Consider the following 25,387-nt stretch of genomic DNA (forward strand, 5'->3'; position numbering starts at 1 on the left):
GTATCGCGCTCGCCAAGTCAAATGATCAGACTGGCGAGGATCTCGTTTTCGGTAATATCCTCGTAACCCATGCCGGCGGCTTCGAAATTTGCGATCAGCCGGGCGAAATTCTCCGGTGCCTTGGTTTCTATGCCGATCAGGATCGAGCCGAAATTGCGCGCCGATTTCTTCAGATATTCGAAGCGGGCGATATCGTCGTCGGGACCGAGCAGATTGAGGAAATCCCTGAGCGCGCCCGGGCGCTGGGCAAGCCTGAGGATGAAGTATTTCTTCAGCCCTGCGTAACGCATGGCTCTTTCCTTTACGTCAGGCAGGCGCTCGAAGTCGAAATTGCCGCCGGAGACGACGGCGACGACGGTCTTGCCGCGGATCGCATCGGGATCCATCGCGGCGATCGCCGTCAGCGACAGGGCGCCGGCCGGCTCCAGCACGACGCCCTCGACATTCAGCATCTCCTGAATGGTGACGCAGATGGCGTTCTCCGGCATCAGATGCACTTGGCTTGCCGGGAAATCGCGCAGAGCGGCGAAATTCAGGTCGCCGATGCGGGCGACGGCGGCGCCGTCGACGAAGTTGTCGACCTTGGCAAGCGTCGTCACTTGGCCCGCCTCGATGCTGCGCCTGAGGCTCGGCGCACCGGCGGGCTCGGCAAAGACAAAGGCCGATTTCGGCACGATGCCTTCGAGATGACCGGTAATGCCGGCGGCAAGGCCGCCGCCGCCGACCGGCAGCACGACCATGTCAGGCAACGTTCCATCAGGCAATTGCTGCAGGATTTCAGCGGCGACGGTCGCCTGCCCCTCGATGATATCGGCGTGATCGAAGGGCGGCACCATGACGCCGCCGATCGCCTCGACATGGTCACGCGCGGCCTGGTAGCACTGGTCGAAGAAATCGCCGAACAGCCGGATGGTGATGAATTCGGCGCCGAACATGCGAGTCTTGTCGATCTTCTGCTGCGGTGTCGTCACCGGCATGAAGACGACGCCCGGTACGCCGAAATGGCGGCAGACATAGGCGAAGCCCTGGGCGTGATTGCCGGCCGAGGCGCAGACGAAGGTCTTGCCTGAAGCACCCTGGCCGATCGCCTTGCGGAAGAAATTGAAGGCGCCGCGGATCTTGTAGGAGCGCACCGGCGACAGATCCTCGCGCTTCAGCCAGATATCGGCGCCGTAGCGGGCGGAGAGATGGTCATTGAGCTGCAGTGGCGTCGCCGGGAAAAGGCTGCGCATTGCCGCTTCGGCGCTTTCGACTTCAAGTCTTGTCACGGGCGTGGTCCATTCCTAAAGATTAACCGCCGCCGCTATGGCACAGGCCGGCCGGAAAAAGAAAGCCGGCTCCGGCCATTTCCGGTTCGCTGACCGAGCCGCTCATCTCTTGATGCCGGTTCCGGCCTCGGGAAGCGTTTCTTAAGCCAATCGCAAAATCGGCGGCAGATGAACTGATTTTAACTGTCAATGCAAAGGCCTGCCACTTATATGGAGCGATGATGATCTTCAAATTCGCAAAACCGATTGCCTGGCTGCTGCTCGCCTTGATTCTCTTTGTCACGGTTTCGCCGATCGGGCTGAGACCGCATACGGTAACGACCGTCGATACGGATCGTGGCGGCGCCTATGTTCTCCTCGGCCTCGCCTTCGCGCTCGCCTATCCCAGACAGTGGAAACTGGTGGCCGTGCTGCTGATTACAGGGGCGGTTGCCATCGAATATCTGCAGTACTTCACGCCGACCCGCCATCCGCGCCTGCACGACGCCGGCATCAAGGCGATGGGCGCAGCGCTCGGGTTGCTGGCCGGCTGGGTGGTCAATAAGTGGCGCGAAACCAGGGCGCCGGACACCCTTCCCGTTGCGGAACGCTGATTATTCCAACTTAAAAATCGCGCAGTTGTATCGCCCAGAAAAACAGCGGGACCGCTGCGATCACGGTTCCCAGAATAAGTGCGACACTGGTTTTGAAGACCCGAATGCGCCGGGCCCTTACCCCACTCCAATCGTAAACCATCGTCTTACTCCCACAAGACAACACTTACTTACCCCGCCGCGGCGCAATCCTTGCATTGAAAACGCCATTGTCAAGCAATAACGCGCGTCTTCACGCAATATACAGGCTATTCAAACAGGATTATGAACGTGGTGCGGGCGACGGGGATCGAACCCGTACAGCCAAGGCCGAGGGATTTTAAGTCCCTTGCGTCTACCAGTTTCGCCACGCCCGCTTGCGGCGTTTTCAATATCTTGCGTCATTGACGATGGGAAGAGCCGAGAGGAGTAAAAATCACGCTTCCATTGTCGGCAACAGAGGCAGCCCGTCTGATCCCAGAAATTGCACATCTGCGAGGCGACCGTGCCGCTCACACTTTTCCGCATCATGCTCGAGTGTTTGCAAAGCGGCCGAAGGGCGCTACCTATTGACCAGCCTCACATCACGGAACACCCTATGAGCCATGACACCGTCGTCACCGCCGCCATGCTCGCCATCGGCGACGAACTGCTTTCCGGTCGCACCAAGGACAAGAATATCGGTCATCTCGCCGAGCTCCTTACGCTTTCCGGCATCGATCTCAAGGAGGTGCGCATCGTCGCCGACGACGAGGAGGCGATCGTCGAGGCGCTGAACGCGCTTCGCGTCCGATATGATTACGTTTTCACCTCTGGTGGCATCGGGCCGACGCATGACGACATCACCGCCGATGCGATCGCCAAGGCGTTCGGCCTGCCCTGCGAGCATGACGAGGAGGCCATGACGCTGCTAGCCGAGATGTATCGCCGCCGCGAAATGGAATTCACCGAGGCGCGCCAGCGCATGGCGCGCATGCCCCGCGGGGCGGCCCATATCGCCAATCCTGTCTCGACCGCGCCGGGCTTCATCATCGGCAATGTCTATGTCATGGCCGGCGTGCCGCAGGTTTTTCAGGCGATGGTCGACAATGTGTTGCCGACGCTTCGAACCGGCACGCCGGTGCTGTCGCTCGCTATCGCCTGCCCTTACGGAGAAGGCGATATCGGCACGCCGCTCGCCGCCATCCAGAAAGCCCATCCGGACACCAGCATCGGTTCCTACCCGCGTTATATCGGCCAGAAATTCTCGACCGAGATCGTCGTGCGCGGCCGCGCGCAGGCGGCAATCGACGCGGCCGGCGCCGAGGTGCATGCGATGATCGACGCCATCCGGATGAAAAAGGAGGTCACTGAGAACCATTCCGCCGAGGCTTGAGGACAGTACGGGAACTGGCCATCCTTGATATCGGTCAAGGAACAGGAGAGAGGACCGGTGCTTTCCTTCCCTCGCGCCCGCCATTTCAGCGCAAGGAGAATTGATATGTCTTACAAAACCATTCTCGCCATTCTCGATACGAGAGACAATAGCGCCGCGGTTGCCGACTTCGCCTTTGCCATTGCCGCCGAAAACGGCGCTCATGTGATCGGACTGCACGCCGAAAACATCTCCGCCGTGCCGCTGGTGGCGCCGATGGAAATTCCCGATCCCGTCGCCGTGCAGGCGCTGCAAGACATGGCGCATGGCGAAACGACCGATGTCGAGGGCATATTCCGCGCCAAGGCGCAGGCCGCCGGCGCCTCCTCCGAATGGCGCAGCTTTGCCACATCGACCGGCTACGGCTCGGCACCGCTGATCGATAGCGCGCACAGCGCCGATCTTTTGATTGCGTCACAAGCCGATCCGGCCAACCCATCCGACAGCCATGTCGATCTCGACAGTTTCCTCTTCGAAACCGGCCGGCCGGTGCTGATGATCCCCTATATCATTCGCCAGCCGAAGCCGATCAAACGTGTGCTGATCGCCTGGAACGGCTCGAAGGAGGCGGCGCGCGCAACCTTCGACGCGCTGCCGTTCCTGAAGGCGGCCGAGGCCGTGGAGATCTTTTCGGTTGATCCGGCGGAGATGGCGCCGCAATCATCGATGATCCCAGGCGCCGAGATCGCCGCGACACTTGCCCGCCACGGCGTGAAGACGACGCTTTCGACGGCTCGAAGCATTGATAAGAACACCTCGCATGTCATTGAGAACCGGCTTTCCGACGACAGCATCGATCTCCTCGTCATGGGCGCCTATACCCACTCCTGGCTCTGGCAGATGATCTTCGGCGGCACGACGAGGACCCTGCTGCAATCGATGACGGCGCTGACGCTTCTGTCGCGTTGATCCTCTTGCCGGAATCGTTGGGCGCTCTTGCGTTTTGCTGGCAAATCCCGCTAATTGCGGCGACCGATGAGGGCTTCGAGCCTCGGCCGATCTCGCGCAGTTCCGGCTCGCGCGATTTCTTGTTTTGCCGATCGCCGCCGCAAGCCCGTCCGGTCGCCGGCAAACGGCGTGTCATCTCTATCATGCCGCGGAGCAGCCCGATGTCCCTTCCCGATAAAGCCTTTCCCGTTTCCTGGGATCAGTTCCACCGCGATGCGCGCGCCCTTGCCTGGCGGCTTGCCGGCCTCGACCAGACGTTCAAGGCGATCGTCTGCATCACCCGCGGCGGCCTTGTTCCGGCCGCGATCATCTCGCGCGAATTGAACATCCGCCTGATCGAAACCGTCTGCATCGCCTCCTATCATGACTACGCCAACCAGGGCGACATGGTGCTGCTCAAGGGAATTGCGCCCGAGCTTGCGGAAAACGGCGGCGAAGGCGTGCTGGTCGTCGACGATCTCACCGATACCGGCAAGACCGCCGCACAGGTGCGCACCATGCTGCCGAAGGCCCATTTCGCCTGCGTCTATGCCAAGCCGAAGGGCGTGCCGACCGTCGACACCTTCATCACCGAGGTGAGCCAGGATACCTGGATCTATTTCCCCTGGGATATGGGCTTCACCTATCAGGAGCCGATCGCCAAGGGGGCGCGCTGACCGCCCCCTTTCGGAGCCCGCCGGCAGCGTCGCCGGCGCAGTTCGACAGCCCGATATTTCCGGCGAATCGCCATGCGCATCTGCGCCGAAAATGCCATCACAAGATTTGCCGCAGGACGCTTTTTTGTGGTTCCGGCGTTTTCCTCAGCCGGCAGTGCCCGCAAGCCATTGTAATTTCAGCGTTCCCTGGCTTTCCCCAATCTTCACAGGCGCATCCACAAGATGTTGTGGTTAGCAATCAATTTAAACCCAGCCCTTGACGGAATCAGCTGTTTCAAACTTTACTATCCCTGATGTTGCGGCGGCGACAGGACCGGAGGTAACGAGCCCGGTTCCTTTTTGAAAATAAGACGCGGAATCAGGTGCTGCACCGAAAAACGGTTCAGGCCCGACAGCATTTCCGCGCGATTTTCAGCCCCAAAAAAAGTGACATCGGGGCTGGCGATAATAAGCTGTTAATACTATATTTAGTGTTTGCAGCCACCATCACCACAATATACAGGAAGGGCATCTCCGGATGACACCCCTGTCACGATACGGAAACGAGACTGGCTGCATGACAGAAAGTGCCGCCGGATAGGAATTTTGCGCCCTGGGGACAGGCGCCAACGCGAGGTCAAGACTATGCGCATCGAACGTCGTTTCACGAAGGCCGGCCAAGGCGCCTATGCGGATATCGAATTCCGCAAGGCGACGAGCGAGATCAAGAACCCGGACGGTTCGATCGTTTTCCGCCTCGAGAATATCGACGTTCCCGCCCAGTTCTCCCAGGTCGCGACCGACGTTCTGGCGCAGAAGTATTTCCGCAAGGCCGGCGTTCCCACGCGGCTGAAGAAGGTCGAGGAAAACGACGTTCCGTCCTTCCTGTGGCGTTCCGTTCCCGACGACGCCGCGCTAAAGACCCTGCCGAAAGAAGAGCAGACCGGCTCCGAGATCGATGCGCGCCAGGTCTTCGACCGTCTTGCCGGCACCTGGACCTATTGGGGCTGGAAAGGCGGCTATTTCTCTTCCGAGGAAGATGCTGCGGCCTTCAAGGACGAGCTTGCCTATATGCTCGCCACCCAGCGCGTGGCGCCGAACTCGCCGCAATGGTTCAACACCGGCCTGCATTGGGCCTACGGCATCGACGGCCCCGGCCAGGGCCATTTCTATGTCGACCCCTTCACCGGCAAGCTGACCAAGTCCAAGTCGGCCTACGAACATCCGCAGCCGCATGCCTGCTTCATCCAGTCGGTCGAGGACGACCTCGTCAACGAAGGCGGCATCATGGATCTCTGGGTGCGTGAGGCGCGCCTGTTCAAATACGGCTCCGGCACCGGCTCCAACTTCTCCATGCTGCGCGGCGAAGGCGAAAAGCTTTCCGGCGGCGGCCGCTCCTCCGGCCTGATGAGCTTCCTGAAGATCGGTGACCGCGCCGCCGGCGCCATCAAGTCGGGCGGTACGACGCGCCGTGCCGCCAAGATGGTGGTCGTCGACATCGACCACCCCGATATCGAGGAATACATCAACTGGAAGGTCAAGGAAGAGCAGAAGGTCGCAGCCCTCGTCACCGGCTCGAAGATCGTCGCCCGGCACCTGAAGGCGATCATGAAGGCCTGTGTCAATTGCGACGGCGGCGACAATGGCGATTGCTTCGATCCGGCCAAGAACCCTGCCCTGAAGCGCGAAATCCGCGCCGCCAAGAAGGATCAGGTTCCGGAGAATTACGTCCAGCGCGTCATCCAGTTCGCCCGCCAAGGTTATAAGGATCTCGAATTCAAGACCTACGACACGGATTGGGATTCGGAAGCATACCTCACGGTCTCCGGCCAGAACTCCAACAACTCCGTCTCGATCAAGGACGACTTCCTGCGCGCCGTCGAAAATGACGGCGAATGGAAGCTGACCGCCCGCAAGGACGGCCGGGTGATGAAGACGCTGAAGGCGCGCGATCTCTGGGAAACGATTTCCTACGCCGCCTGGGCCTCGGCTGATCCGGGCATCCACTTCAACACGACGATGAACGACTGGCACACCTCGCCCGCCGGCGGCCCGATCCGCGGCTCGAACCCGTGCTCGGAATACATGTTCCTCGACGACACCGCGTGCAATCTTGCCTCGCTGAACCTGCTGCAGTTCAAGGACAAGGCCACCAAGCGCATCAATATCGGCGACTATGAACATGCCGTCCGCCTGTGGACCGTCGTGCTCGAAATCTCGGTGATGATGGCGCAGTTCCCCTCGAAGCGCATTGCCGAACTCTCCTACGAATACCGCACGCTCGGCCTCGGCTACGCCAACATCGGCGGCCTGCTGATGTCCTCGGGCATTCCCTATGATTCGGCCGAAGCCCGCGCCATTGCTGGCTCGCTGACGGCGATCATGACCGGCATCTGCTATGCGACCTCGGCCGAAATGGCCGCCGAGCTCGGGCCCTTCCCGAACTTCGCGCCGAACCGCGAAAGCATGCTGCGGGTCATCCGCAACCATCGCCGCGCCGCTTACGGCGAAACCTCCGGCTATGAGGCGCTGTCGATCGACCCGGTCGCGCTGATCCATTCGGAAAACCCGGACCAGGATCTTGCCGCCCATGCCAAGTCGGCCTGGGACAAGGCGCTCGAGCTCGGCGAGAAGCATGGCTACCGCAATGCCCAGGTCTCGGTCATCGCGCCCACCGGCACGATCGGCCTCGTCATGGATTGCGACACGACCGGCATCGAGCCCGACTTCGCCCTCGTCAAGTTCAAGAAGCTCGCCGGCGGCGGCTACTTCAAGATCATCAACCGCGCCGTGCCGGAAGCGCTGCGCACGCTCGGTTATTCCGAGAGCCAGATCGCCGAAATCGAGGCCTATGCCGTCGGCCACGGCAACCTGAACCAGGCGCCGGCGATCAACCCGTCGACGCTGAAGGCCAAGGGCTTGACCGACGAGAAGGTGGAAGCCGTCAACGCGGCGCTGAAGAGCGCCTTCGACATCAAGTTCGTCTTCAACCAGTGGACGCTCGGCGCCGACTTCCTGAAGGAGACGCTGAAGGTTTCCGACGAACAGCTCACTGACATGAGCTTCAGCCTGCTCGACCATATGGGCTTCTCGAAGAAGGACATCGAAGCCGCCAACATCCATGTCTGCGGCGCGATGACGCTGGAAGGCGCGCCCTTCCTGAAGGCCGAGCACCTGCCGGTCTTCGATTGCGCCAATCCCTGCGGCAAGATCGGCAAGCGCTACCTCTCGGTGGAAAGCCATATCCGCATGATGGCGGCCGCCCAGCCCTTCATCTCCGGCGCGATTTCCAAGACGATCAACATGCCGAACGACGCCACCGTCGAGGATTGCAAGAACGCCTACCTTCTGTCCTGGAAGCTCGGCCTCAAGGCCAACGCGCTCTATCGCGACGGCTCGAAGCTGTCGCAGCCGCTCAATGCCTCGCTGATCGAGGACGAGGACGACGAGGATGCGCTGGAGGAACTGTTGCAGGCCCCCGTCGCCGCACAGGCCGTCACCATCACCGAGAAAATCATCGAGCGGGTGATCGAACGCGTTTCGCGCGAACGCGAGAAGCTGCCGAACCGCCGCCAGGGCTATACCCAGAAGGCCGCCGTCGGCGGACACAAGGTCTATCTCCGCACCGGTGAATTCGGCGACGGCCGCCTCGGCGAGATCTTCATCGACATGCACAAGGAAGGCGCTGCCTTCCGCGCGATGATGAACAATTTCGCCATCGCCATCTCGCTCGGCCTGCAATATGGCGTGCCGCTCGAGGAATATGTCGAGGCCTTCACCTTCACCAAGTTCGAGCCGGCCGGCATGGTCATCGGAAACGACGCGATCAAGAACGCCACCTCGATCCTCGACTACGTCTTCCGCGAGCTAGCCGTCTCCTATCTCGGCCGCCACGACCTCGCCCATGTCGATACGTCGGATTTCTCGAACACCGCACTCGGCAAGGGCATCCAGGAAGGCAAGACCAACCTGCTGTCGACCGGCTGGACCCGCGGCTACAAGCCGACGCTCGTCTCCGGCGCTGGCGAGCGCCAGGCGGGCGAACCCAAGGGTGCCGCCACCGCAGCCCCTGCCCGCGCCGCGTCCACCGGCACCGTGACCGCCTTTGCCGGCAGTGCTGCCCGCAAGCTGGAGCCGACGGTCGCCATCTCCACCTCCGAAATCGTCGCCTTCAAGCGCGATTACGAGGAGCGCGCCAAGGAATTGGCCGAAGAGATCGCCGAAGAGGTGCTGGAAGAAATCACCAGCGACGCCACCGCCCTCTTCTCCGACAAGGCGGCAGCCGACGCGGCAACGGCCAAGACCGAAGCCAAGAAGGTGGAAGCCGAACGCAGGCAGCGCTCGATCATGCAGGGCTATACCGGCAACATGTGCTCGGAGTGCCAGAATTTCACGATGGTGCGGAACGGGACTTGCGAGAAGTGCGACACGTGTGGTGCGACGAGCGGTTGCAGTTGAGAGAGCCTAAGTAGCGCTCATTCGCCATCATCGCGTTTGAACTCTGACAGCCGACCTTGAGTTGAAAGCCGAGAAAGCCGGGCTGCCACGCCCGGCTTTGTCGTTCACGGCGACCCCTTAGCCGTTGGTCGCGGCCCGGAAGTCACAAAGGCAGGAAATCGAACAGGCGCTTGCTTGCGCTCGCCGCCCAGGAGGGCTTCACGGTTCCGGCCGCCAACGGCGGGCCTGGCGATGGAACCAGGGGCGACGGGTAAAACCGGTTGAGCATCGCGTCGCAGACATAGTGCCCCCAATTCGCCAAGCGCTCCGTCTCTCGCGCGCCGAGGAAATGAAGATAGGTGCCGACGTCGGCGGGAATGACCGACGACGGCGGCAGCGTGTAGGAGGCATATGGCTTGAGTTCGACATCCCTGCTGTCGATCGACCAATAGACGCCGTGCGTTCTTGCGCGCAGAGCCGATTTTGTAAGATCGTCGAGGCCAAGCAGATCAGCCCGTTTTGCGGCCTTGAAGCCGCCGATCAGGTCCCGCCGCCGCAGCGCCCTCACCTGATTGTCGGCCGTGTCGAGCACCCGCTTGAGCTGGCTGAAGTAGTTCCAATATCCGCGGGTGGAGGAACGCCAGGGCGCGCCGGCATCGCTGACGAGCAGGCAGTCGCAGCGTTTCAGCGCCGGCTCGATGCCGTGATTGTCGTAAACGCCGCCATCGCTCAATATCGCCCGGCCCGGAGCGACAGGTTCGCCGACCGTCTCGTCGAGCTTTTCTCTCTTCCATGAAAATTGCGACAGGTCCAATCGCAGCGGTGACAGCACGGGCGGGAATGCGGCCGAGGCGGCAACTGCGGTCGCAAGCGGAAGCGCCGGATGAAACGAGAGGCCGATCCGGTAATCCGCGATATAGCGATTGGACATGCGGAAGAGCGAACCGGTGCTGAGATTGCTGGCGCAGAAGACGAACCAGGGCGATCCCGGCAGGTCTTTCAGGCTCGGCGACTTTCCGTCGAACAGGTGTCGGTCGTAGAGTTTGGCGGCTTCCTCCGCCGCACTCGAGAAGGGGTTGAACACGCCCTTCAGGAAGCTCGGCTCATCCGCAAAGACCTGGCTGAAGGCCAGGATACGATCCAAATACTCGGCGTTGAAATTGACGGCGACCCCGTCCTGAAGGACAAGCCGCGGCCACACATAGGCCAGCAAGCCGGAGGCGATCGATCCGCCCGATACCGAAGAGATCATATCGAGCTTCGCCAGAAGACCGGCCTCGTTCAGCCTCGCCAGCGATCCCGCATGGAACAGCATGGCCCGATAGCCGCCGCCCGAAAGGCAAAGGCCGAGTTGGTAACGTTCCGCCGGCTTCTCGGGATCGTCAGATCCAGACAGGACGCCGTTTTCCTCGGGATGCTCGTCTTCTGACATGCTCGGCCTCACTCAGGAATGTGAGTTTCCCAACATTTCTTCCTCCGAGCAACCACCGGTCGCTCGTCTTTGGGCCTGCGCGCTACTTGCTCGTATATCGGCGGGAATTGGCATCGCATTTGTGCCACTCCCAGTTTATTCCGGCTTCGCCTTCATGGCCGTAGCACCAGTCGACGCGATTGAGCAGCGGACCGAGCTCGTCGCGCCGTTTGCATGCCCGTAGCGTCTCGGTGCCCTCGCGATCGACACTCGTACGGCAGAAGTCGTCCAGTCCTGTCCACTGATGGATCAACCGGTCCGGCGCCTTGGCTCCCTTGTCCGTGGCGAGCACCTTTCCGGTCTCGGACTCGATCTGCAGAGAGGCCGTGTTCCACACGAAGGAGAATTCCGCCATGCCGGAGGATGTCTTACCCGTGTCCCTGTTTCCGGCAAACCACTCGACAATTCCCGACATTTCGCATTTTCCGGCACAGCTCGCAGTCACGGAGCCGGGCTTGACGCTGTAGATGCGCTGCGGCCAGCGTTGGGCGAAGGTCGCCTTGTCCTGTAGCACGACGCCTTTGTCGACCGAGTTTCCAAAGAAGGAGACCTCGTCGGCATAGACGTCCTTCATGAAGGCCAACGCCGAGGCGCTGTCTTTCGACCATTCGTCATTGTATCGGTTGACGAAATCAACCGCTTCCGTGGTCAGGTCGCCAGGTTCGGATGCGGCCGCCTCCTCAGAATCGCTTGAGTCCGGTGGCATGACGGCGGGTGTTGCGCTCACCTCAGGCGCGGCGTCCTGAGGCGGCGACGCGCTTTCCTGCGGCGCGGGCATGTCCTCGGGCGTGTTGATGTTCCAGTTCCCCATTTCCGCAGCAGTGAGATACCTGATATCGGTGCTGTCGATCGACAGGCTGAGCTGCAGCAGACTGGGGCTTACCCCCATGTCGGTGAGATAGCCGATGATCTCCCCGGTCATCACTTGAACGGTCGAGACTGCCAATTTGTTGTCCATGGGAACATCGTCGGATAGGGAAACGCGATGCACGCCGATGGAGCCCGGCTCGGCAAACCGTTCAACGCCACCGACAAAGGCGAAGGCGCAAGCCGATGCACATTCCAGGGCTCTGATCTGGAGCGTTTTTGCATTCAGTGCGCGGAGAGCCCGGCCGAACCGGATCGCAGCGACCACGTTTCCGCCGGGCGAGTCAAAGCTGATATAGTCCGGATGGTACTGCGTATATTCTTCGACAAGCGTCATCGGATCGTCGGAGAATTCGAACACGCCCTTTATCACCAGACCACGCTCTCCCGGCGCACCGTCCAGACGTTGGTAGGAAATTGCCGCATGCCCCTCTCCGGCCATGGCGACGAAGGCCAGCAGCATCGCTATCAACGAGACGGATTTCCGCATTCTTCCCCAGCCTTCGAGCACCTGTACCTCTCCTGTCGTCATTCGCAGCCTAGCTTGCGCAGGGTATAGCCGGATGACGAAATCACCTGCCCCCGTGAATCCCGGCCGTCCGCGCCCAGCCGACGCCGATTACGGTCTGAAGAACAATAGCTTCGCAGAGAATGTTGATAGCGACCCCAGCAGCTTAAGATCAATGCACAACGGGCGATCTTCTGGCAAGCGTCACAATCAGAAGTGTTGGGACAAGGTAAATGCTGATCCTCGCCGGGAAAGATCGCAGTTCGCAAGGCATCATAGACCTATGCAATAAATATCGGTTATGTCGCCTGCACCGAAGCATTTGACCAACGAGGCACTTCGTGACTTCTATCTATGACAATCACGCCCTCGACCTGACGAGCGATCTCGATTTCTTCTCCCTCCTCACCTGCAGCTACATGCGCATCGTTGGCCGTCCTCTTGTCCAGGACGGACAAGGGCCGGGCTGGCTCTACAATTCTGCTCCTTTCGTGGTCCTCGCCCACAATACCGAACCCGACCCGCGCTTCATCTACGCGAATCGCACCGCGCAGACCTGTTTCGAATATAGCTGGGATGAATTCATCGCGCTGCCGTCGCGGCTTTCGGCCGAGCAGCCGGATCGGGCGGAACGCCAGCGGCTGCTCGATAGCGTGACCCGCGACGGTTTTGTCGAGAATGGCCGCGGCGTCAGGATCGCGAAATCGGGGCGCCGTTTCTGGATCGAGAAGGTGACTGTCTGGCAGCTTATCGACGAAAGCGGCAAACGTTTGGGCCAGGCTGCGATATTCCTTTCGTGGCGGGACGCGTAGGCTAGCCGGCCAGCCGCCGGGCCTCAGCCTGATGCATTGTACCCGGGCGGTGACGTCACGGCTTTACGCGGTCGGGATGCGCCGCCTGGAAGGCCGGCAGTTCGGCACACCGGGCGGCGATCGCGATGATGCGCTTGAGATGCGTGAGATCAACGCCCCAGCGGCGGGCATTGTAGACCTGTGGGATGAGGCAAAGGTCGGCCATCGTTGGCGCATCGCCGAAGCTGAAGGCTCCGCCGGTTTCGGCAATCATGGCTTCCAGTTTGCCAAGTCCGTCGGCGATGAAATGCTTCATCCATTCCTCGCGGGCATCCGCCTTCTCGGTCAGGGTCATGACATGCGACACGACGTGCATGTTGCAGATCGGATGGATGTCCATGGCGATTGCATAGGCAAGCGCGCGCACATGCTGGCGATCGGCGTTGTCCGAGGGCAGCAATCCGCATTCCGGCCGCAGCTCGGCCAGATATTCGATGATCGCCAGCGACTGCGTCAGGGGCCTTCCATCGATCACCAGGGTCGGCACGAGCCCTTGCGGGTTGAGTGCGAGATAATCCGGTTTCCTGTGCGCGCCCTCCAAGAGGTTGACCGGCACCGTCCTGTAGTCGATCCCAAGCAGGTTGAGGGCGATGCGGACGCGGTAGCTCGCCGACGATCGCCAGTAGTCGTAAAGAACGACCTCGCTCATTGCGGTCCCGCTCCTCCATAGCGTTCGACGGTCTGCTCGATCGCCCCGAAGATCGAATGGCCGGCACGGTCCTTCATCTCGATGCGGACCTGGTCGCCGAACTGCATGAAGGGGGTCTTCGGCGAGCCGCTTTCGATCGTCTCGATCATCCGGATTTCGGCGATGCAGGAATAGCCGTCGCCGCCGTCTTCGACCGGCCTGCCCGGGCCGCCGTCCCGCTTATTGGAAACCGTACCCGAACCGATGATCGTTCCGGCGCTGAGATGACGGGTCTTGGCGGCATGGGCGATCAGCTGGCCGAAATCGAAGGTCATATCGATGCCGGCATTGGCCTTGCCGAAAGGCTTGCCGTTCAGGCTGACGAGCAGCGGCAGATGCAGCTTGCCGCCATCCCACGCCTCCCCCAGCTCGTCCGGCGTCACCGCCACCGGCGAAAATGCCGAGGCCGGCTTGGACTGGAAGAAACCGAACCCCTTGGCCAGCTCTTCGGGGATCAGGCCGCGCAGCGACACGTCGTTGACGAGCATCACCAGGCAGATGGCGTCGCGGGCGGTCTCAGGGCTTGCCCCCATGGCGACATCGCCGGTGATGACAGCGACCTCGCCCTCCATATCGATGCCATGAGCCTCGTCGGCCGCGACGATCTGATCGCGAGGCGCGAGGAAGACATCCGAGCCCCCCTGATACATCAGCGGATCGGTCCAGAAGCTTGCCGGCATTTCGGCGCCGCGCGCCTTGCGCACCAGTTCGACGTGGTTGACGTAAGCGGAACCATCGGCCCATTGATAGGCCCGCGGTAGGGGTGACGCGGCGTCATGTTCGTGAAAACGGCGCGTCGGCTGGGCGCCGGTCTCGATGCCTTCGGCAATCAGCCGGAGTCTCGGCGCCACATGGTCCCAGTCGTCGAGGGCTGCCTGCAGCGTGCGGGCGATGTGGCCGACTTCGGAGCAGCGGGTCAGGTCGCGGGACACGACGACGAGGCGGCCGTCCCTGGTGGAGTCCTTCAAGGTCGCAAGTTTCATGTGCCAATTCCGATGCTATCACTTGATACCGGGGGTTCCGTCGAACTTGCGTTCCAACCCGTCCCAGCACTCGAGGTAATCCTCCTGCAGCGTTTCCAGCTCGGCGGCGTATTTCGTCAGTTGCTGCGGGTACCGGGTCTCGAACATGAAGGCCATGGTGTGATCGAGCTTCACCGGTTTGAGCTCGACATTGGCCGCCTTTTCGAAGGCGAGCGCATCCGGCCCATGCGGCAGCATCATGTTGTGCAGGCTCATGCCGCCCGGCACGAAACCCTCTTCCTTGGCGTCATACTGTCCATGGATCAGACCCATGAATTCGCTCATGATGTTGCGGTGATACCAGGGCGGGCGGAATGTATGCTCGGCCACCAGCCAGCGCGGTGGAAAGATCACGAAATCGACATTGGCGGTGCCGGCATCCTCGGTCGGAGCGGTCAGCACCGAAAAGATCGACGGATCGGGATGATCGAAGAGGATGGCGCCGACCGGAGAAAATGTCGTGAGATCGTATTTGAACGGGGCATAATTGCCGTGCCAGGCCACCACATCGAGCGGCGAATGGCCGATCTCGGTGACATAGAATTTGCCGCACCACTTCACATGAACGCGGCAAGGCGTTTCCTTGTCCTCATAGGCGGCGACAGGAGTCTTGAAATCGCGCGGGTTTGCCAGGCAGTTGGCACCGATCGGGCCACGCTCCGGCAGCGTGAATTTGGCGCCGTAGTTCTCGCATATATAACCACGCCAGGTGGTCTGCTCGCCTGATGTGAGGATCTTGAACATCATGCCGCGGGGGATGAGGCATATTTCGGCGGGCTCGACATCCATGATGCCCATTTCGGTGAACACCCGGATGGCGCCGAGCTGCGGCACGATCAGCAATTCGCCATCGGCGTTGAAGAAATAGTCATCGACCATGTCCTCGTTGAAGACATAGGCGTGGGCCGACATGCCCACCTGGGTCGTGGCGTCGCCGGCCGTCGTGATTGTCCGCACGCCTTCCAGAAAATTCAGCTTTTCGGTGGGCGCAGGGATAGGGTCCCAGCGAAGCTGTCCGAGAGGCAGCGAATGCTCGTCGAGGCAGGGCGCGGTCTTCCAGAGCGGATAGGACGCGTTCGAGAAGCGCCGCGTGTGGCGCACGCTCGGGCGAATGCGGTAAAGCCAGGACCTCTCGTTCGTCCCGCGCGGGGCGGTGAACGGCGAGCCGGAAAGCTGCTCGGCATAGAGGCCGTAATTGCATTTCTGCGGGCTGTTCTGGCCCTGCGGCAAAGCACCGGGAAGCGACTCGGTTTCGAAGTCGTTCCCGAAACCCGGCATATACTTCACTTTGTCTGCCGCCGCCGCTTCACCGCCGGAAGCCTGGATCGATGTCTGGTCCATTGCTCAACTCCTCCCCAAAAACTCAAGGCCGAAAACTCCGGCGCCGCGCGCCCTTCAGACGCACGGGCGCCCTTAGAGTTTACTCCGCTGCGGTGCCGATGACACCACGCTTGATCTGATCGGCCTCGATCGACTCGAAAAGAGCGCGGAAGTTGCCTTCGCCAAAACCCTCGTCACCCTTGCGCTGGATGAATTCGAAGAAGATCGGGCCGATGACGGTTTTCGAGAAGATCTGCAGCAGGATTTTCGTCATGCCGCCATTCACCACACCTTCGCCGTCGATGAGGATGCCGTGCTTCTTCATGCGCTCGATGGGTTCACTGTGGCCGTTCACACGTTCATAAGACATGTCGTAATAGGTCTCCGGCGGACCCGGCATGAAGCGCAACCCGTTGTCGGCAAGCCGGTCGGTGGCCCCATAAATATCCTCGGTGCCGACGGCGATGTGCTGGATGCCCTCGCCCCGGTACTTCTTCAGATATTCCTCGATCTGGCTGGTGTCGTCCTTCGATTCATTCAGCGGAATGCGGATCTTGCCGCAGGGCGAGGTGATGGCACGGCTGACCAGACCGGTGATGCGGCCGTCAATATCGAAGAAGTGGATCTGCTTGAAATTGAACAGCTCGCGGTAGAAATCCCACCATTTGTCCATATTGCCGCGGAAGACGTTGTGCGTGAGATGATCGAGGTAGTAGAAGCCGATCCCCTCAGGGCGCGGGTTACGCTCACCCAACCAATCGAATTCGGCATCGTAGGCCGATCCCTTGGCGCCATAGGTCTCGACGAAATAAAGCAGCGAGCCGCCGATACCTTCAATCGCCGGGACGTCCAGCATCTTGTCGTCGCCTTCATAGGGAACGGCGCCCTTCGACACCGCATGGTCGAAGGCGTGTTTGGCGTCGACGACACGCCAGGCCATCGATGCCGCGCAGGGACCGTGCTTTTCGACGAAGCGGGCGGCATGACTGCCGGGTTCGGCATTGACGACATAGTTGATATCGCCCTGGCGCCAGACGGTGATGTCTTTCGTCTTGTGCCGGGCGACGGCGGCGTAGCCCATGCGTGTGAAGAGCTCGCTGAGCTTCTCCGGCTCGGGATGCGCGAACTCGACGAATTCGAAACCGTCGGTGCCGGCCGGGTTGTCGGCGGTGATTTCCGACGGCGGTGCATCATGCGGGAAAGGACCCATTTTCTCCTCCTGACGATTGGAGTTTGACTGTGCAAAGTGTGACCCAAAACGCGCGCAAAGTTCTTGCATTCTTTATGCGTACAGAAGATATTATGCACAGTTCGTGAGTATTTTGGAGATTTTGCGCAATGGATGAACGGCTGGACAAATTGGATCTGCGCCTGCTCCAGGAACTGCAAAAGGATGGCAGGCTGACGAACAACGAACTTGGCGATCGCATCGCCCTTTCACCCTCGCAATGCTCGCGCCGGCGCACGCGACTGGAGTCCGAGGGCTATATCCGCAGCTACCGTGCCTATCTCGATCGGGAGAAGCTGGGGCTGGACATGCTGGTGGTCATTTCGGTGACGCTTGCCACCCACAACAGGGATAATGCCCGGCGGTTTTCCCAGCTGATCAACGGGCTGCCGGAAGTTCTAGAAGCCTATGCGCTGACCGGCGAAATGGACTACCACCTGAAGGTCGCGACCCGCGGGCTCGCCGACCTCTCCAAATTCGTCAACGACGTTCTGTTGCCGCACGAGTCGGTGCAGCACGTGAAAACCTCGATCGTGCTCGACACGCTGAAGACCTTCGAGGGCTTTCCGGTACGCATACCCGGTAGCTGGCACGGCGACAGCGCGCGTTGATCTCCCCTTGTCACCGATCGGCGACCCACTTAGCAATAAGCGTCAAAGCGGCAGTTCGGTCGAGAATTTCAGCTCGCGCAGGACGAAGCTCGAGACCACCGTGCGCACATGCGGGTTGCGCATGAGGTACCGCGTCATGAAGGCTTCGTAGCTTTCGACGTCGCTGGCCCGGATCTTCAGCATATAGTCGAAGGCGCCCGACAAGGCGTAGCATTCCATGATCTCCGGGCGTTCCAGCACCACCGAAGCGAAGGACGCGACCGCCTCTTCGTGGTGATCCTCCAGCGTGACATGGGCGATCACGCAGAGTTTGAGATCGAGTTTGCCGGGATCGAGCAGCGTCACGCGCTTGCGGATAACGCCGTCGGCTTCCAGTTCCTGGATCTTCCGCCAGGCGGAGCTCTGCGACATGCCGGCCTTCTCCGCCAGGTCCGCCAGCGACAGGCTGCCATCGGCCTGGATGAGTTTCAGAAGCTTGCGGCGAAAGCTCCCGGTTTCTTTCATTTTCACTTTCTTGATCGAGAATATTTTTCATCACTATGGCGATACGCGGCACAAAAGAAAAGAAAATCCGCCCGGCACGGAGCATAATCGCAGAAATAGCGACATTCTCGGGAGGATCGACCGATGACCAAAGAAAGCAGCTACACCGCCAAACTGCCCGGCCCGGACGGCCTCTACGACTACAGCCCCGAGGAAGATGCGATCTGGGGCGAACTCTACCGGCGTCAGATGAAGATACTGGCCGACACGGCCTGCCAGGAATATCTGGATGGCGTCAAACTGCTGGGCTTGAAGCCGGAGAAAGTGCCTCAGCTTCTCGATGTGAACAGACGCCTTAACGAGACCACCGGCTTCGGCGTCGAAGGCGTGCCGGCGCTCATTCCGCCCTCGCGCTTTTACGAACTTCTGTCGCAAGGCAAATTCCCGCTGGCAACCTTCCTGCGCCGTCGCGAACATATCGACTATATCGAGGAACCGGACCTGTTTCACGAGGTCTTCGGCCACTGCCCGCTACTGACGAACCAGAGTTACGCCAATTTCGTCCGGCATTTCGGCGAAACGGCCATGCGCCTCGGCAAGGGCTATTCATGGCATCTGTTCCGGATTTTCTGGTTCACGGTCGAATTCGGCCTGATCAATACGCCGCAAGGCCGCCGCTGCTTCGGCGCCGGCATCGTCTCATCGCCCAGTGAAGCAAAGGCAGCAACGGAAGGCACGGCCTGCGAATTCCGGCCGTTCGATCTGCTGAGCGCTCTCAGGACCCCCTATCGAATCGATATCCTCCAGCCGATCTACTATGTCATCGACAGCTTTGCCGATCTTGAAGCGATCGTGGACCAAGATATCGGCGGCATGATCCTCAAGGCGAAAACGCTGGGTGACTTCGCTCCGGCCTTCGAAGCCAAGGCCTCGTAATAGGTCCTCAGCGGGGGAAACAGTCGGTCTGCAAAATGCCGCGTCTCACTTCGGAGCGGCCGGGCTGCGATTGACAAAATCGACAAGGACGCCCGGCTTGACCATGCCGGCCAACTCTTCGGCGTCCCAGTTCGTCAGCCGCACGCAACCATGCGAGCCGACCTTGTCGATGAGCTTCGGCTCCGGCGTCCCATGGATTCCATAGGTCGGCTCGGTCAGGTCGATCCAGACGCTGCCAACCGGCCCGTTCGGCCCCTTCGGGATCGTCAGGACCTTGTCGTTCTTTCCCTGCTTGAAGTTGCGCTTCGGGTCGTATCGGTAGACCGGCATCCTCGCGACGCCCTTGACCTTGTGCTTTCCCGAGGGCGACGGATTGTCTTTGCTGCCGATCGTCGCGGGATAGACGGCCAGCAAAGATCCGTCCTCGGCATAGGCCAGCACCTGCCCTAGCTTCTTGTCGGCCTCGATTCTCTTGACCTTGCCTTCCCTTGCGGGACCGGGGTCGACGACCCACACCGTGTCTCCAGGTGCAAACTGCGAAGCCGGGTTGAGCGCGTTCAACAGATCGAGACCCATATGGAAGCGTTCGGACAATTTCTCTGCGACGCTGGTATAGCCGAGGCTCTGCATCTTGGCCTTGTCGCCGTAATCCTCGGGGATCGTCTCGACGAGACCCGTGGCATCCTCGGGCGAGACGACATAGCTCCTGATAATGGCGGCATTGTCTTCCAGGCGGGAAACGACCTCGGGATCCGGCCTACCGTCGACAGGAAGTTTGTTCATGGCCTCGAAACCGGCCACGGCCTTATTGACGTTCTCCCCGGATAGGCCGTCGATCACGCCGGGAGACGAGCCCGCCCGGTCGAGCAGGACCTGAAGACGGACGATCGCCGGGTCCGGATCTGCGGGCGACGGCTTTGCCGTCTCGATGTCGGCAATCGAGGCGGCGTTGATCGCTTCGGGTCGGAGATCCCGCGCGGCGGCGCCGCCAACGGAGATGGCCAGCGCGAGCAGCGACATCGGCAGGGATGTTTTCATGGACGACAAATGGCCGACGTGGGAATTTGTTCCCACGCGGGCTGCGCAGGCCCGGGACTGCCTCTGCGACAGGTCCAGCCCCTTGCGACAGCTGCGGTCACGGCGCCCTGGCGCGCTTCCTGGCGTCGCGTGATCTTGCCGCGCGGCGGGCCGGCCTCAGCTCTTCGATCATCGGCAGCCACCATCTGGCACCTTGAAGGGGCGGTGTTTTTGCCGGCCACGTACGGACAAGCTCTTCGAATGTCGGCAGCCGCCAATATCCCCAGAGATCATCCTCGTTGACGCCGGGATAGAAGTCCGAAACAGACTGGGGATCGACCAATTCGCCGGTGACATCAGTAAACACGACGATCCCATAGGAGGTGGCCACCGGGCGTCCTATCGGCGGCAAGTCGCCGGCGGGAAGTGGGTAACGATGGCGCTTTCGTTCGGCCGAGCGAAGCCTGCTGCGCAGATCCTGTTCGGTCCCCTTACGCTCCTCGGCGCGCCGTCGTCTCTCCTCCGGCTCGTTTCTGCGAGCCGCCGCTTCAATGTCGGGCCATCGACGTCTCAAATCCTCATAGGATCGAAAGGGGACGTGCCATAAGCGAAGGTCGCCGTCCCACCGCGAGAACGGCACTTCGCGCAATTCGTCGACGACTGTCTTCGAATAGGGTGTGCGGATTCGAAAGCCTGCCTTGCCGACTTCAAGATATGGACTGTCGATCGGATCGAAGGCGAAGGCATCGCGCCCCTTCGCATCCGCATGCGCGTCGGCCTCGGCCTCCCGCTCGGCAAACCATCGTCCGATGCGGCGGGATGCCGTGCTGCCGGGAACGAACCAGGCCTTGCGATCATCGCTCCATCGGGCGCGTGGGAAGCGTCGTCGGAATTGCTCGACAGTCACCCTGTCGTAGGGAAAGGAGACATCCGCACCGGGATTTCGATCGTCTTCGCCTGAGGGCGCCGCGTCGGGAGATTTTGATTCGGTCATGCGGGAAGAACGCTTGCGTACCGGCATCGGTTTCCAGCGCAGTGGCCCGCCGGGTCATATTGAAAGGCCCCGGTCCCGTCATTGCCAGGATCGAAGCTAGTGAACCGTCCTCGACGGCTTTTCCGGGCGGGAAATGTTATGCAGCGTCGCCATGAGCTTTTCGAACTCGTTCAGAACCCGATTGAACTCTGCGTCCTGCATGGTGACGATTTCCGATATCGTCGAGGACACCGATGCAATAAGCCTGTCGATCCATACACAGCGATCGGCCGGTACGTTTCCGAGAACCTCCCGACGCAGCGTCTTCAGCTCACGAAGGATGCGCATGATAAGGGCTCCCCGCTCCGCCCTGCTCAGGAACGGAAGCCTTGTCTGCGCCTGGTGGATTTCTGCTATCAGCGTCGTCGCCATCCCCACTCTCCGCCCTCAAATACAACCGGATATCACAACCGGTGCGATTACAACACGGACTTTAGTCTGGCCTGCCTGCTTGGCGCGATTTCGTACTCCCCGCCCCGGCCATGGTTAGTTGCTGGTCGCTATCAGATCCGACATGTCGCAGCTTCGCCGCGGTCCTTCCCAGGGTTGATAGCTATTGTCTTCCGGCCGGTATGATCGATAGCGGGCGGCGCATCGGGCAGCTGCCTGCGCATTCACTTTCGTGCTGCCGCCTTCATCGCTTTCGGCGATATTCTGCTGAAAAGGCGAAGAGCATTCGCGGGTCTCGCCGCTATAGGATCGGTAACTATTGGTCGCCGGATTGAAGGAGCGGTAACGCTGCGCACACCAAGCGAGATGCTGGAGGGACAATTCCGGCCGCGGCGTCTGCGGTTCGCTCGACGGGGGAGCGGGCTGCGCAGTCGTTGTCGACGCCACGTTCGCCGGCGCTTCGGTGACGTAGCTGGAATAGAGCGGGGCAATCCGTTCATAGTGCTGTTGCCGAGGATCGATTTTCACCGGGCTCGCCGTCCATAGATCGCTCCCGGCCAATTCAGGAAAAGCGTGCGGTTCGGGATTCGCCACGACGTGCGAAGCAACCGATGCCGCAGCCATACAGGCGCCAACCGAACTGACGATGCCGAAGGCGACGGATGCAATGGCGTTCATTGACCCGCCTCCTGCTGTTGTGCCTGGGGAACCCAAACACGCGGACCGGCACTGCTGTGGCCGCCGGTGGCGACAAGTACGGCGAGAATGCCGGCGATTGCGAGCAGGATGGCGATCAGCGGCACGGCCAGGCCGGCGGATTTTTCTTCGGAATAGATCATGGTCCTTCTCCTTGGTCCCGGCGGCACAAACTGCCGCGGGCACCGCGGCGCTCTACGCCGAGATGATGTAGACGATGGTGAACGAGGAGGGATCGACGATGACGATCCGCCCGTCCGCCAGGATGAAGAAACGATAGGCCTTGTACTGCGGCACGATCTCGACGATCCGCGGCGGCAGCGGTTCTAGCCTGATCTTCTTCGGAATGGTGGTACCAACCGAGACCGTGAAATCGGTCTTCCGAACCGGCTCGACATGAACCTCCTTCACGACGCTGCGGATTTCCGTTTGCTGCTCGACCGAGATGTTCACATTGGTCGTGGTGTTCGTCTGGGTCTTGCTGCTGTCGACCGAGGTGTTGCTGTTCTCGACGTTCGCCTTGCTATTCGACTCGGTCGAACCGCCGGAGCCGGTCGATGTGCCGGCGTCCTTGCTACCGGCGGGCTTCTGGCTTTCAGTCGAAGGTTGGCCAGGATCGGTCGTCTTCGAGCTGTCCGAAGTTCCGCCGTAGCCTCCGCTCTGTGTCTTCGCATCCGACTGCGTCTTGGCGCCGGGCTCGGTCGCCTGGCCAGAGGATCTATCCGTTGTGGATCCAGAGGATGCACCCGCCGAGCGTCCGCCGGAGTTGGAAGGCTGTTGGTCAGTCGCTGTGCCCGGGGCAGTCGCTGTGCCCGGGTCAGCCGCCGTGCCCGTGCCGCCCGGCGCAGCGGCGCCCGCATCCGGCTGCTCAGTCGCAGCGCCGGCGGACTGGCCGCTTTGAGCGGCACCCTTCTTTGGGATGATCGGCGCATCCTGCGCCGAGGCGGCGACGAGGCCAACCGGCGAAACGCCGATCGAGAGTGCTGTCATCAGGACGGCAAATGTCTTGGTGTTCATAACAACGATCTCTCTGCTATTTTCGGCCGCACGACGACTCTGCCGTCCATCGTGCGGCTGGTTCTGAATGGTGATTTTCGGAAGCGAGGCGCGGCAGAGCCGCGTGTACGATCAGGTCACTTGATAACCTGGATCACCTTGCGAGACGACGGTTCGACTATGACGCGCTCGTCATTGACCACCGCGTAAGCATATGTCGGGTCATCCGGGATCGGCGTCACGACGACCGTTTTCGGCAACGGCTGGCCGACGACAACTTTTTCCTTCACGACCACGCGCGTCGACGGTGCCGGAGCTTCGCGGACATAGGTGACAACCTTTTCCGGTGGCGGATCGATCGCGGTGCCGACAACTGCGCCGGCAACGCCGCCGATAGCAGCGCCGGCGGGACCACCGACAATCGCTCCTGTGACCGCGCCGCCCGCCGCCCCGTTGACGGTCGAGGACTGGGCGAATGCGACGCCCGACATTAGTGACACGGCGGTTGCCGCGCCGGCAATAAGCTTCAAGAGCATATTTTCCTCCTTCTGTTTCAACACGGTCTTCGCGACCGCTGGCAGACCAACTAGCTGCGCGCCAGGTCGTTCCAGCTTTCGGACCTCAGTCTGAGGGGGCCCGGCCCTAGGTCCGAACCCCATTTCAATAATCGTTGCCGGCGCTATTTGAGGATCGCTGGGCCACCGCGTTGTGGGCATGGCAGGAGACTGAGGGAGATGACACGATCCAACCGCCGCGAAGCTGGACGCAGGCGCCTGGCGATGCGCCTGCCGCAGATACGGACGCTGATCATGGAGGCGCGCGAGCCCTGGCAGCTCGAGCTTTTCGAAGCCTATCAAATGGCGGTCGAGGCACGCGATCGTCTTCGGCGGCGACGGTTCAATCTCAAGCTGGTGCGGGAATATGACGAGACCTGTCTCGAGATCGAGCAGCACGTCATCGACGCGATGCACGAACCCTCCCGTACAAACTACTGGATGGTTCCTTAATCAAAGCCTCGGCGCCGATCAGGCGTCCACTCTGCATTTGATCTGCGGCTGGAACAGTTACTGAACGCGGCCGGTGACGATGAACGCGCTCATATCTCCGCAAGGGTTCGCGCCGTAGCGCGACGCTACCTGCTCCGCCACCTCATCAACGATCTCGGACATGCGCTCCGGCGCCCGCGATTCGATCTCTCCTCTGAGAGGCGAACCCTTGCAGAATGCCGCCGCAACGTGGTGGGCGGTGGCCGCGACCGAGGTCAACGTCACCCGATCGCAAGAAACCGCCTCGAATCCCGCCGAAGAAACCTCTGCCTTGATCGCTCCGGCGTCAAAATAGGAGTATGGCAAACGTTCGAAGAAGTCCGGAGGATCGGACGGGAACAGCCTTCTCAGACATTCGTCCACACAGCTTGCGAAGTCGTTGGCCGCAAGCCCATCCCATGTCGAAAACAGGAAACCGCCTCCGCTCCGCAAAACTCTTTTCGCCTCGCCATAGGCCTTCGGCCTGTCCGGAAAGAACATGACGCCGAACTGGCAGATAACGAGATCGAACATTGCGTGGGCGAAGGGCAAATTTTGCGCGTCCGCATGCATCCAATGGGTCCGCGACAGCGTCAAGGACGGAGCGCCGACGTCGATCATTGCCTGGCTGAGATCGGTGGCGACGATCTCGGCCGCCGGATCGAGCCTGGCGCGCAGAGCGCGTGTCAAGGCGCCTGTCCCCGCCGCGACTTCCAGCACGCTGACGGGTTTTAACCGTTCGGCGACGATCGCCATTTCCGACGCATAGGGTTCGAAAAGGATTGGCACGAGAAGCGCTTGGTAAAGGTCGGCGACGCCTTCCCCGAACGGTGTCGGAGAGGTGGCAAATGCGGCGTCTGCGCCGCCTTCGATGTCCGCAGCAATTGCCACTCATAAGTCTCCAAAACCAACTCCGTCGAACAAGAAAATATGGCTGAATCGGACATTGTCCACGGGGTCGGACCATGGTC

General features: G+C 61.0%; 26 protein-coding genes and 1 tRNA gene. 9 read left to right on the plus strand and 18 right to left on the minus strand.

Annotation, left to right across the window (positions count from 1 at the left end):
• Positions 1–17 precede the first annotated feature (17 nt).
• A complete protein-coding gene (gene ilvA, locus GGI60_RS12830) occupies positions 18–1,268 on the minus strand; it encodes a threonine ammonia-lyase (protein WP_183916202.1) in 1,251 nt (416 codons plus the stop codon).
• A gap of 22 nt (positions 1,269–1,290) precedes the next feature.
• Positions 1,291–1,500, minus strand: a complete 210-nt coding sequence (locus GGI60_RS12835) for a hypothetical protein (protein ID WP_183916204.1) — start codon at positions 1,498–1,500, stop codon at positions 1,291–1,293.
• Here GGI60_RS12835 and GGI60_RS12840 point away from each other — a divergent pair.
• Complete coding sequence (locus GGI60_RS12840; RefSeq protein WP_183916206.1) at positions 1,487–1,861, plus strand: VanZ family protein; 375 nt, start codon at positions 1,487–1,489, stop codon at positions 1,859–1,861. The genes GGI60_RS12835 and GGI60_RS12840 overlap by 14 nt on opposite strands.
• A 271-nt stretch (positions 1,862–2,132) precedes the next feature.
• Here GGI60_RS12840 and GGI60_RS12845 read toward each other — a convergent pair.
• Positions 2,133–2,217 (minus strand) — tRNA-Leu (locus GGI60_RS12845).
• A 221-nt stretch (positions 2,218–2,438) separates the two neighbouring features.
• On the opposite strand from GGI60_RS12845, the gene GGI60_RS12850 reads away from it, so the two are divergent.
• The 4 genes from GGI60_RS12850 (at position 2,439) to GGI60_RS12865 (ending at position 9,295) form a co-directional block, all read left to right on the plus strand.
• Positions 2,439–3,215, plus strand: a complete 777-nt coding sequence (locus GGI60_RS12850) for a competence/damage-inducible protein A (RefSeq protein WP_183916208.1) — start codon at positions 2,439–2,441, stop codon at positions 3,213–3,215.
• A gap of 105 nt (positions 3,216–3,320) precedes the next feature.
• A complete protein-coding gene (locus GGI60_RS12855; protein ID WP_183916210.1) occupies positions 3,321–4,163 on the plus strand; it encodes a universal stress protein in 843 nt (280 codons plus the stop codon).
• 200 nt (positions 4,164–4,363) lie between these two features.
• Positions 4,364–4,858 carry a xanthine phosphoribosyltransferase gene (gene gpt / locus GGI60_RS12860; protein WP_183596633.1) on the plus strand — a complete coding sequence of 165 codons (495 nt, stop codon included), beginning with the start codon at positions 4,364–4,366 and terminating at the stop codon, positions 4,856–4,858.
• A 624-nt stretch (positions 4,859–5,482) separates the two neighbouring features.
• Complete coding sequence (locus GGI60_RS12865) at positions 5,483–9,295, plus strand: vitamin B12-dependent ribonucleotide reductase (RefSeq protein WP_183916213.1); 3,813 nt, start codon at positions 5,483–5,485, stop codon at positions 9,293–9,295.
• Between the two features lie 142 nt (positions 9,296–9,437).
• On the opposite strand, the gene GGI60_RS12870 is transcribed toward GGI60_RS12865, so the two are convergent.
• Positions 9,438–10,706: a patatin-like phospholipase family protein gene (locus tag GGI60_RS12870; RefSeq protein WP_183916215.1), complete on the minus strand. Its 1,269-nt coding sequence runs from the start codon at positions 10,704–10,706 to the stop codon at positions 9,438–9,440.
• A gap of 82 nt (positions 10,707–10,788) precedes the next feature.
• Positions 10,789–12,123: a hypothetical protein gene (locus GGI60_RS12875; protein WP_183916321.1), complete on the minus strand. Its 1,335-nt coding sequence runs from the start codon at positions 12,121–12,123 to the stop codon at positions 10,789–10,791.
• 338 nt (positions 12,124–12,461) lie between these two features.
• On the opposite strand from GGI60_RS12875, the gene GGI60_RS12880 reads away from it, so the two are divergent.
• A complete protein-coding gene (locus GGI60_RS12880) occupies positions 12,462–12,932 on the plus strand; it encodes an MEKHLA domain-containing protein (RefSeq protein WP_183916217.1) in 471 nt (156 codons plus the stop codon).
• Positions 12,933–12,987: 55 nt separating this feature from the next.
• On the opposite strand, the gene maiA is transcribed toward GGI60_RS12880, so the two are convergent.
• From maiA to hppD, 4 genes are all read right to left on the minus strand, one after another.
• Positions 12,988–13,620, minus strand: a complete 633-nt coding sequence (gene maiA, locus GGI60_RS12885; RefSeq protein ID WP_183916219.1) for a maleylacetoacetate isomerase — start codon at positions 13,618–13,620, stop codon at positions 12,988–12,990.
• On the minus strand, positions 13,617–14,642 hold the full coding sequence (locus GGI60_RS12890; RefSeq protein ID WP_183916221.1) for a fumarylacetoacetate hydrolase family protein: 1,026 nt from the start codon (positions 14,640–14,642) through the stop codon (positions 13,617–13,619). Before GGI60_RS12890 ends, maiA begins: the two co-directional genes overlap by 4 nt.
• 18 nt (positions 14,643–14,660) lie before the next feature.
• Entirely contained in the window at positions 14,661–16,022 is a 1,362-nt protein-coding gene (gene hmgA, locus GGI60_RS12895; RefSeq protein ID WP_183916224.1) for a homogentisate 1,2-dioxygenase, read from the minus strand.
• Positions 16,023–16,101: 79 nt separating this feature from the next.
• Positions 16,102–17,211, minus strand: coding sequence for a 4-hydroxyphenylpyruvate dioxygenase (gene hppD, locus GGI60_RS12900; protein ID WP_183916226.1), 1,110 nt, complete (start codon positions 17,209–17,211; stop codon positions 16,102–16,104).
• 128 nt (positions 17,212–17,339) lie between these two features.
• Between hppD and GGI60_RS12905 the strand changes: the two genes are divergently transcribed.
• Positions 17,340–17,840, plus strand: coding sequence for an Lrp/AsnC family transcriptional regulator (locus tag GGI60_RS12905; protein WP_183916228.1), 501 nt, complete (start codon positions 17,340–17,342; stop codon positions 17,838–17,840).
• A gap of 42 nt (positions 17,841–17,882) precedes the next feature.
• Here the strand turns inward: GGI60_RS12905 and GGI60_RS12910 are convergent, their stop codons facing one another.
• Complete coding sequence (locus GGI60_RS12910) at positions 17,883–18,344, minus strand: Lrp/AsnC family transcriptional regulator (protein WP_183916229.1); 462 nt, start codon at positions 18,342–18,344, stop codon at positions 17,883–17,885.
• 123 nt (positions 18,345–18,467) lie between these two features.
• Here GGI60_RS12910 and GGI60_RS12915 point away from each other — a divergent pair, with 123 nt between their 5' ends.
• Positions 18,468–19,259, plus strand: a complete 792-nt coding sequence (locus GGI60_RS12915; RefSeq protein ID WP_183916231.1) for a phenylalanine 4-monooxygenase — start codon at positions 18,468–18,470, stop codon at positions 19,257–19,259.
• A 45-nt stretch (positions 19,260–19,304) separates the two neighbouring features.
• Here GGI60_RS12915 and GGI60_RS12920 read toward each other — a convergent pair whose 3' ends face one another.
• From GGI60_RS12920 to GGI60_RS12950, 7 genes are all read right to left on the minus strand, one after another.
• Positions 19,305–20,297: a L,D-transpeptidase gene (locus GGI60_RS12920; RefSeq protein WP_183916233.1), complete on the minus strand. Its 993-nt coding sequence runs from the start codon at positions 20,295–20,297 to the stop codon at positions 19,305–19,307.
• A 97-nt stretch (positions 20,298–20,394) separates the two neighbouring features.
• Positions 20,395–21,270, minus strand: a complete 876-nt coding sequence (locus GGI60_RS12925; protein WP_183916235.1) for a hypothetical protein — start codon at positions 21,268–21,270, stop codon at positions 20,395–20,397.
• Between the two features lie 96 nt (positions 21,271–21,366).
• Positions 21,367–21,681 carry a hypothetical protein gene (locus tag GGI60_RS12930; protein WP_183916237.1) on the minus strand — a complete coding sequence of 105 codons (315 nt, stop codon included), beginning with the start codon at positions 21,679–21,681 and terminating at the stop codon, positions 21,367–21,369.
• A 114-nt stretch (positions 21,682–21,795) separates the two neighbouring features.
• The gene (locus tag GGI60_RS12935; protein WP_183916239.1) at positions 21,796–22,377 is read right to left on the minus strand and encodes a BA14K family protein; all 582 of its coding nucleotides are present in this window, start codon (positions 22,375–22,377) and stop codon (positions 21,796–21,798) included.
• On the minus strand, positions 22,374–22,538 hold the full coding sequence (locus GGI60_RS12940; protein WP_183916241.1) for a hypothetical protein: 165 nt from the start codon (positions 22,536–22,538) through the stop codon (positions 22,374–22,376). Before GGI60_RS12940 ends, GGI60_RS12935 begins: the two co-directional genes overlap by 4 nt.
• 52 nt (positions 22,539–22,590) lie before the next feature.
• Positions 22,591–23,412, minus strand: a complete 822-nt coding sequence (locus GGI60_RS12945) for a DUF1236 domain-containing protein (RefSeq protein ID WP_183916243.1) — start codon at positions 23,410–23,412, stop codon at positions 22,591–22,593.
• A gap of 116 nt (positions 23,413–23,528) precedes the next feature.
• Positions 23,529–23,927: a DUF1236 domain-containing protein gene (locus tag GGI60_RS12950; RefSeq protein WP_183916245.1), complete on the minus strand. Its 399-nt coding sequence runs from the start codon at positions 23,925–23,927 to the stop codon at positions 23,529–23,531.
• A 198-nt stretch (positions 23,928–24,125) separates the two neighbouring features.
• Between GGI60_RS12950 and GGI60_RS12955 the strand changes: the two genes are divergently transcribed.
• Complete coding sequence (locus GGI60_RS12955; RefSeq protein WP_183916247.1) at positions 24,126–24,398, plus strand: hypothetical protein; 273 nt, start codon at positions 24,126–24,128, stop codon at positions 24,396–24,398.
• A 57-nt stretch (positions 24,399–24,455) separates the two neighbouring features.
• On the opposite strand, the gene GGI60_RS12960 is transcribed toward GGI60_RS12955, so the two are convergent.
• The gene (locus tag GGI60_RS12960) at positions 24,456–25,307 is read right to left on the minus strand and encodes a class I SAM-dependent methyltransferase (protein WP_183916249.1); all 852 of its coding nucleotides are present in this window, start codon (positions 25,305–25,307) and stop codon (positions 24,456–24,458) included.
• Positions 25,308–25,387: the final 80 nt, after the last annotated feature.

This window comes from Rhizobium lentis, assembly GCF_014200175.1.
Lineage (GTDB): Bacteria > Pseudomonadota > Alphaproteobacteria > Rhizobiales > Rhizobiaceae > Rhizobium > Rhizobium mulingense.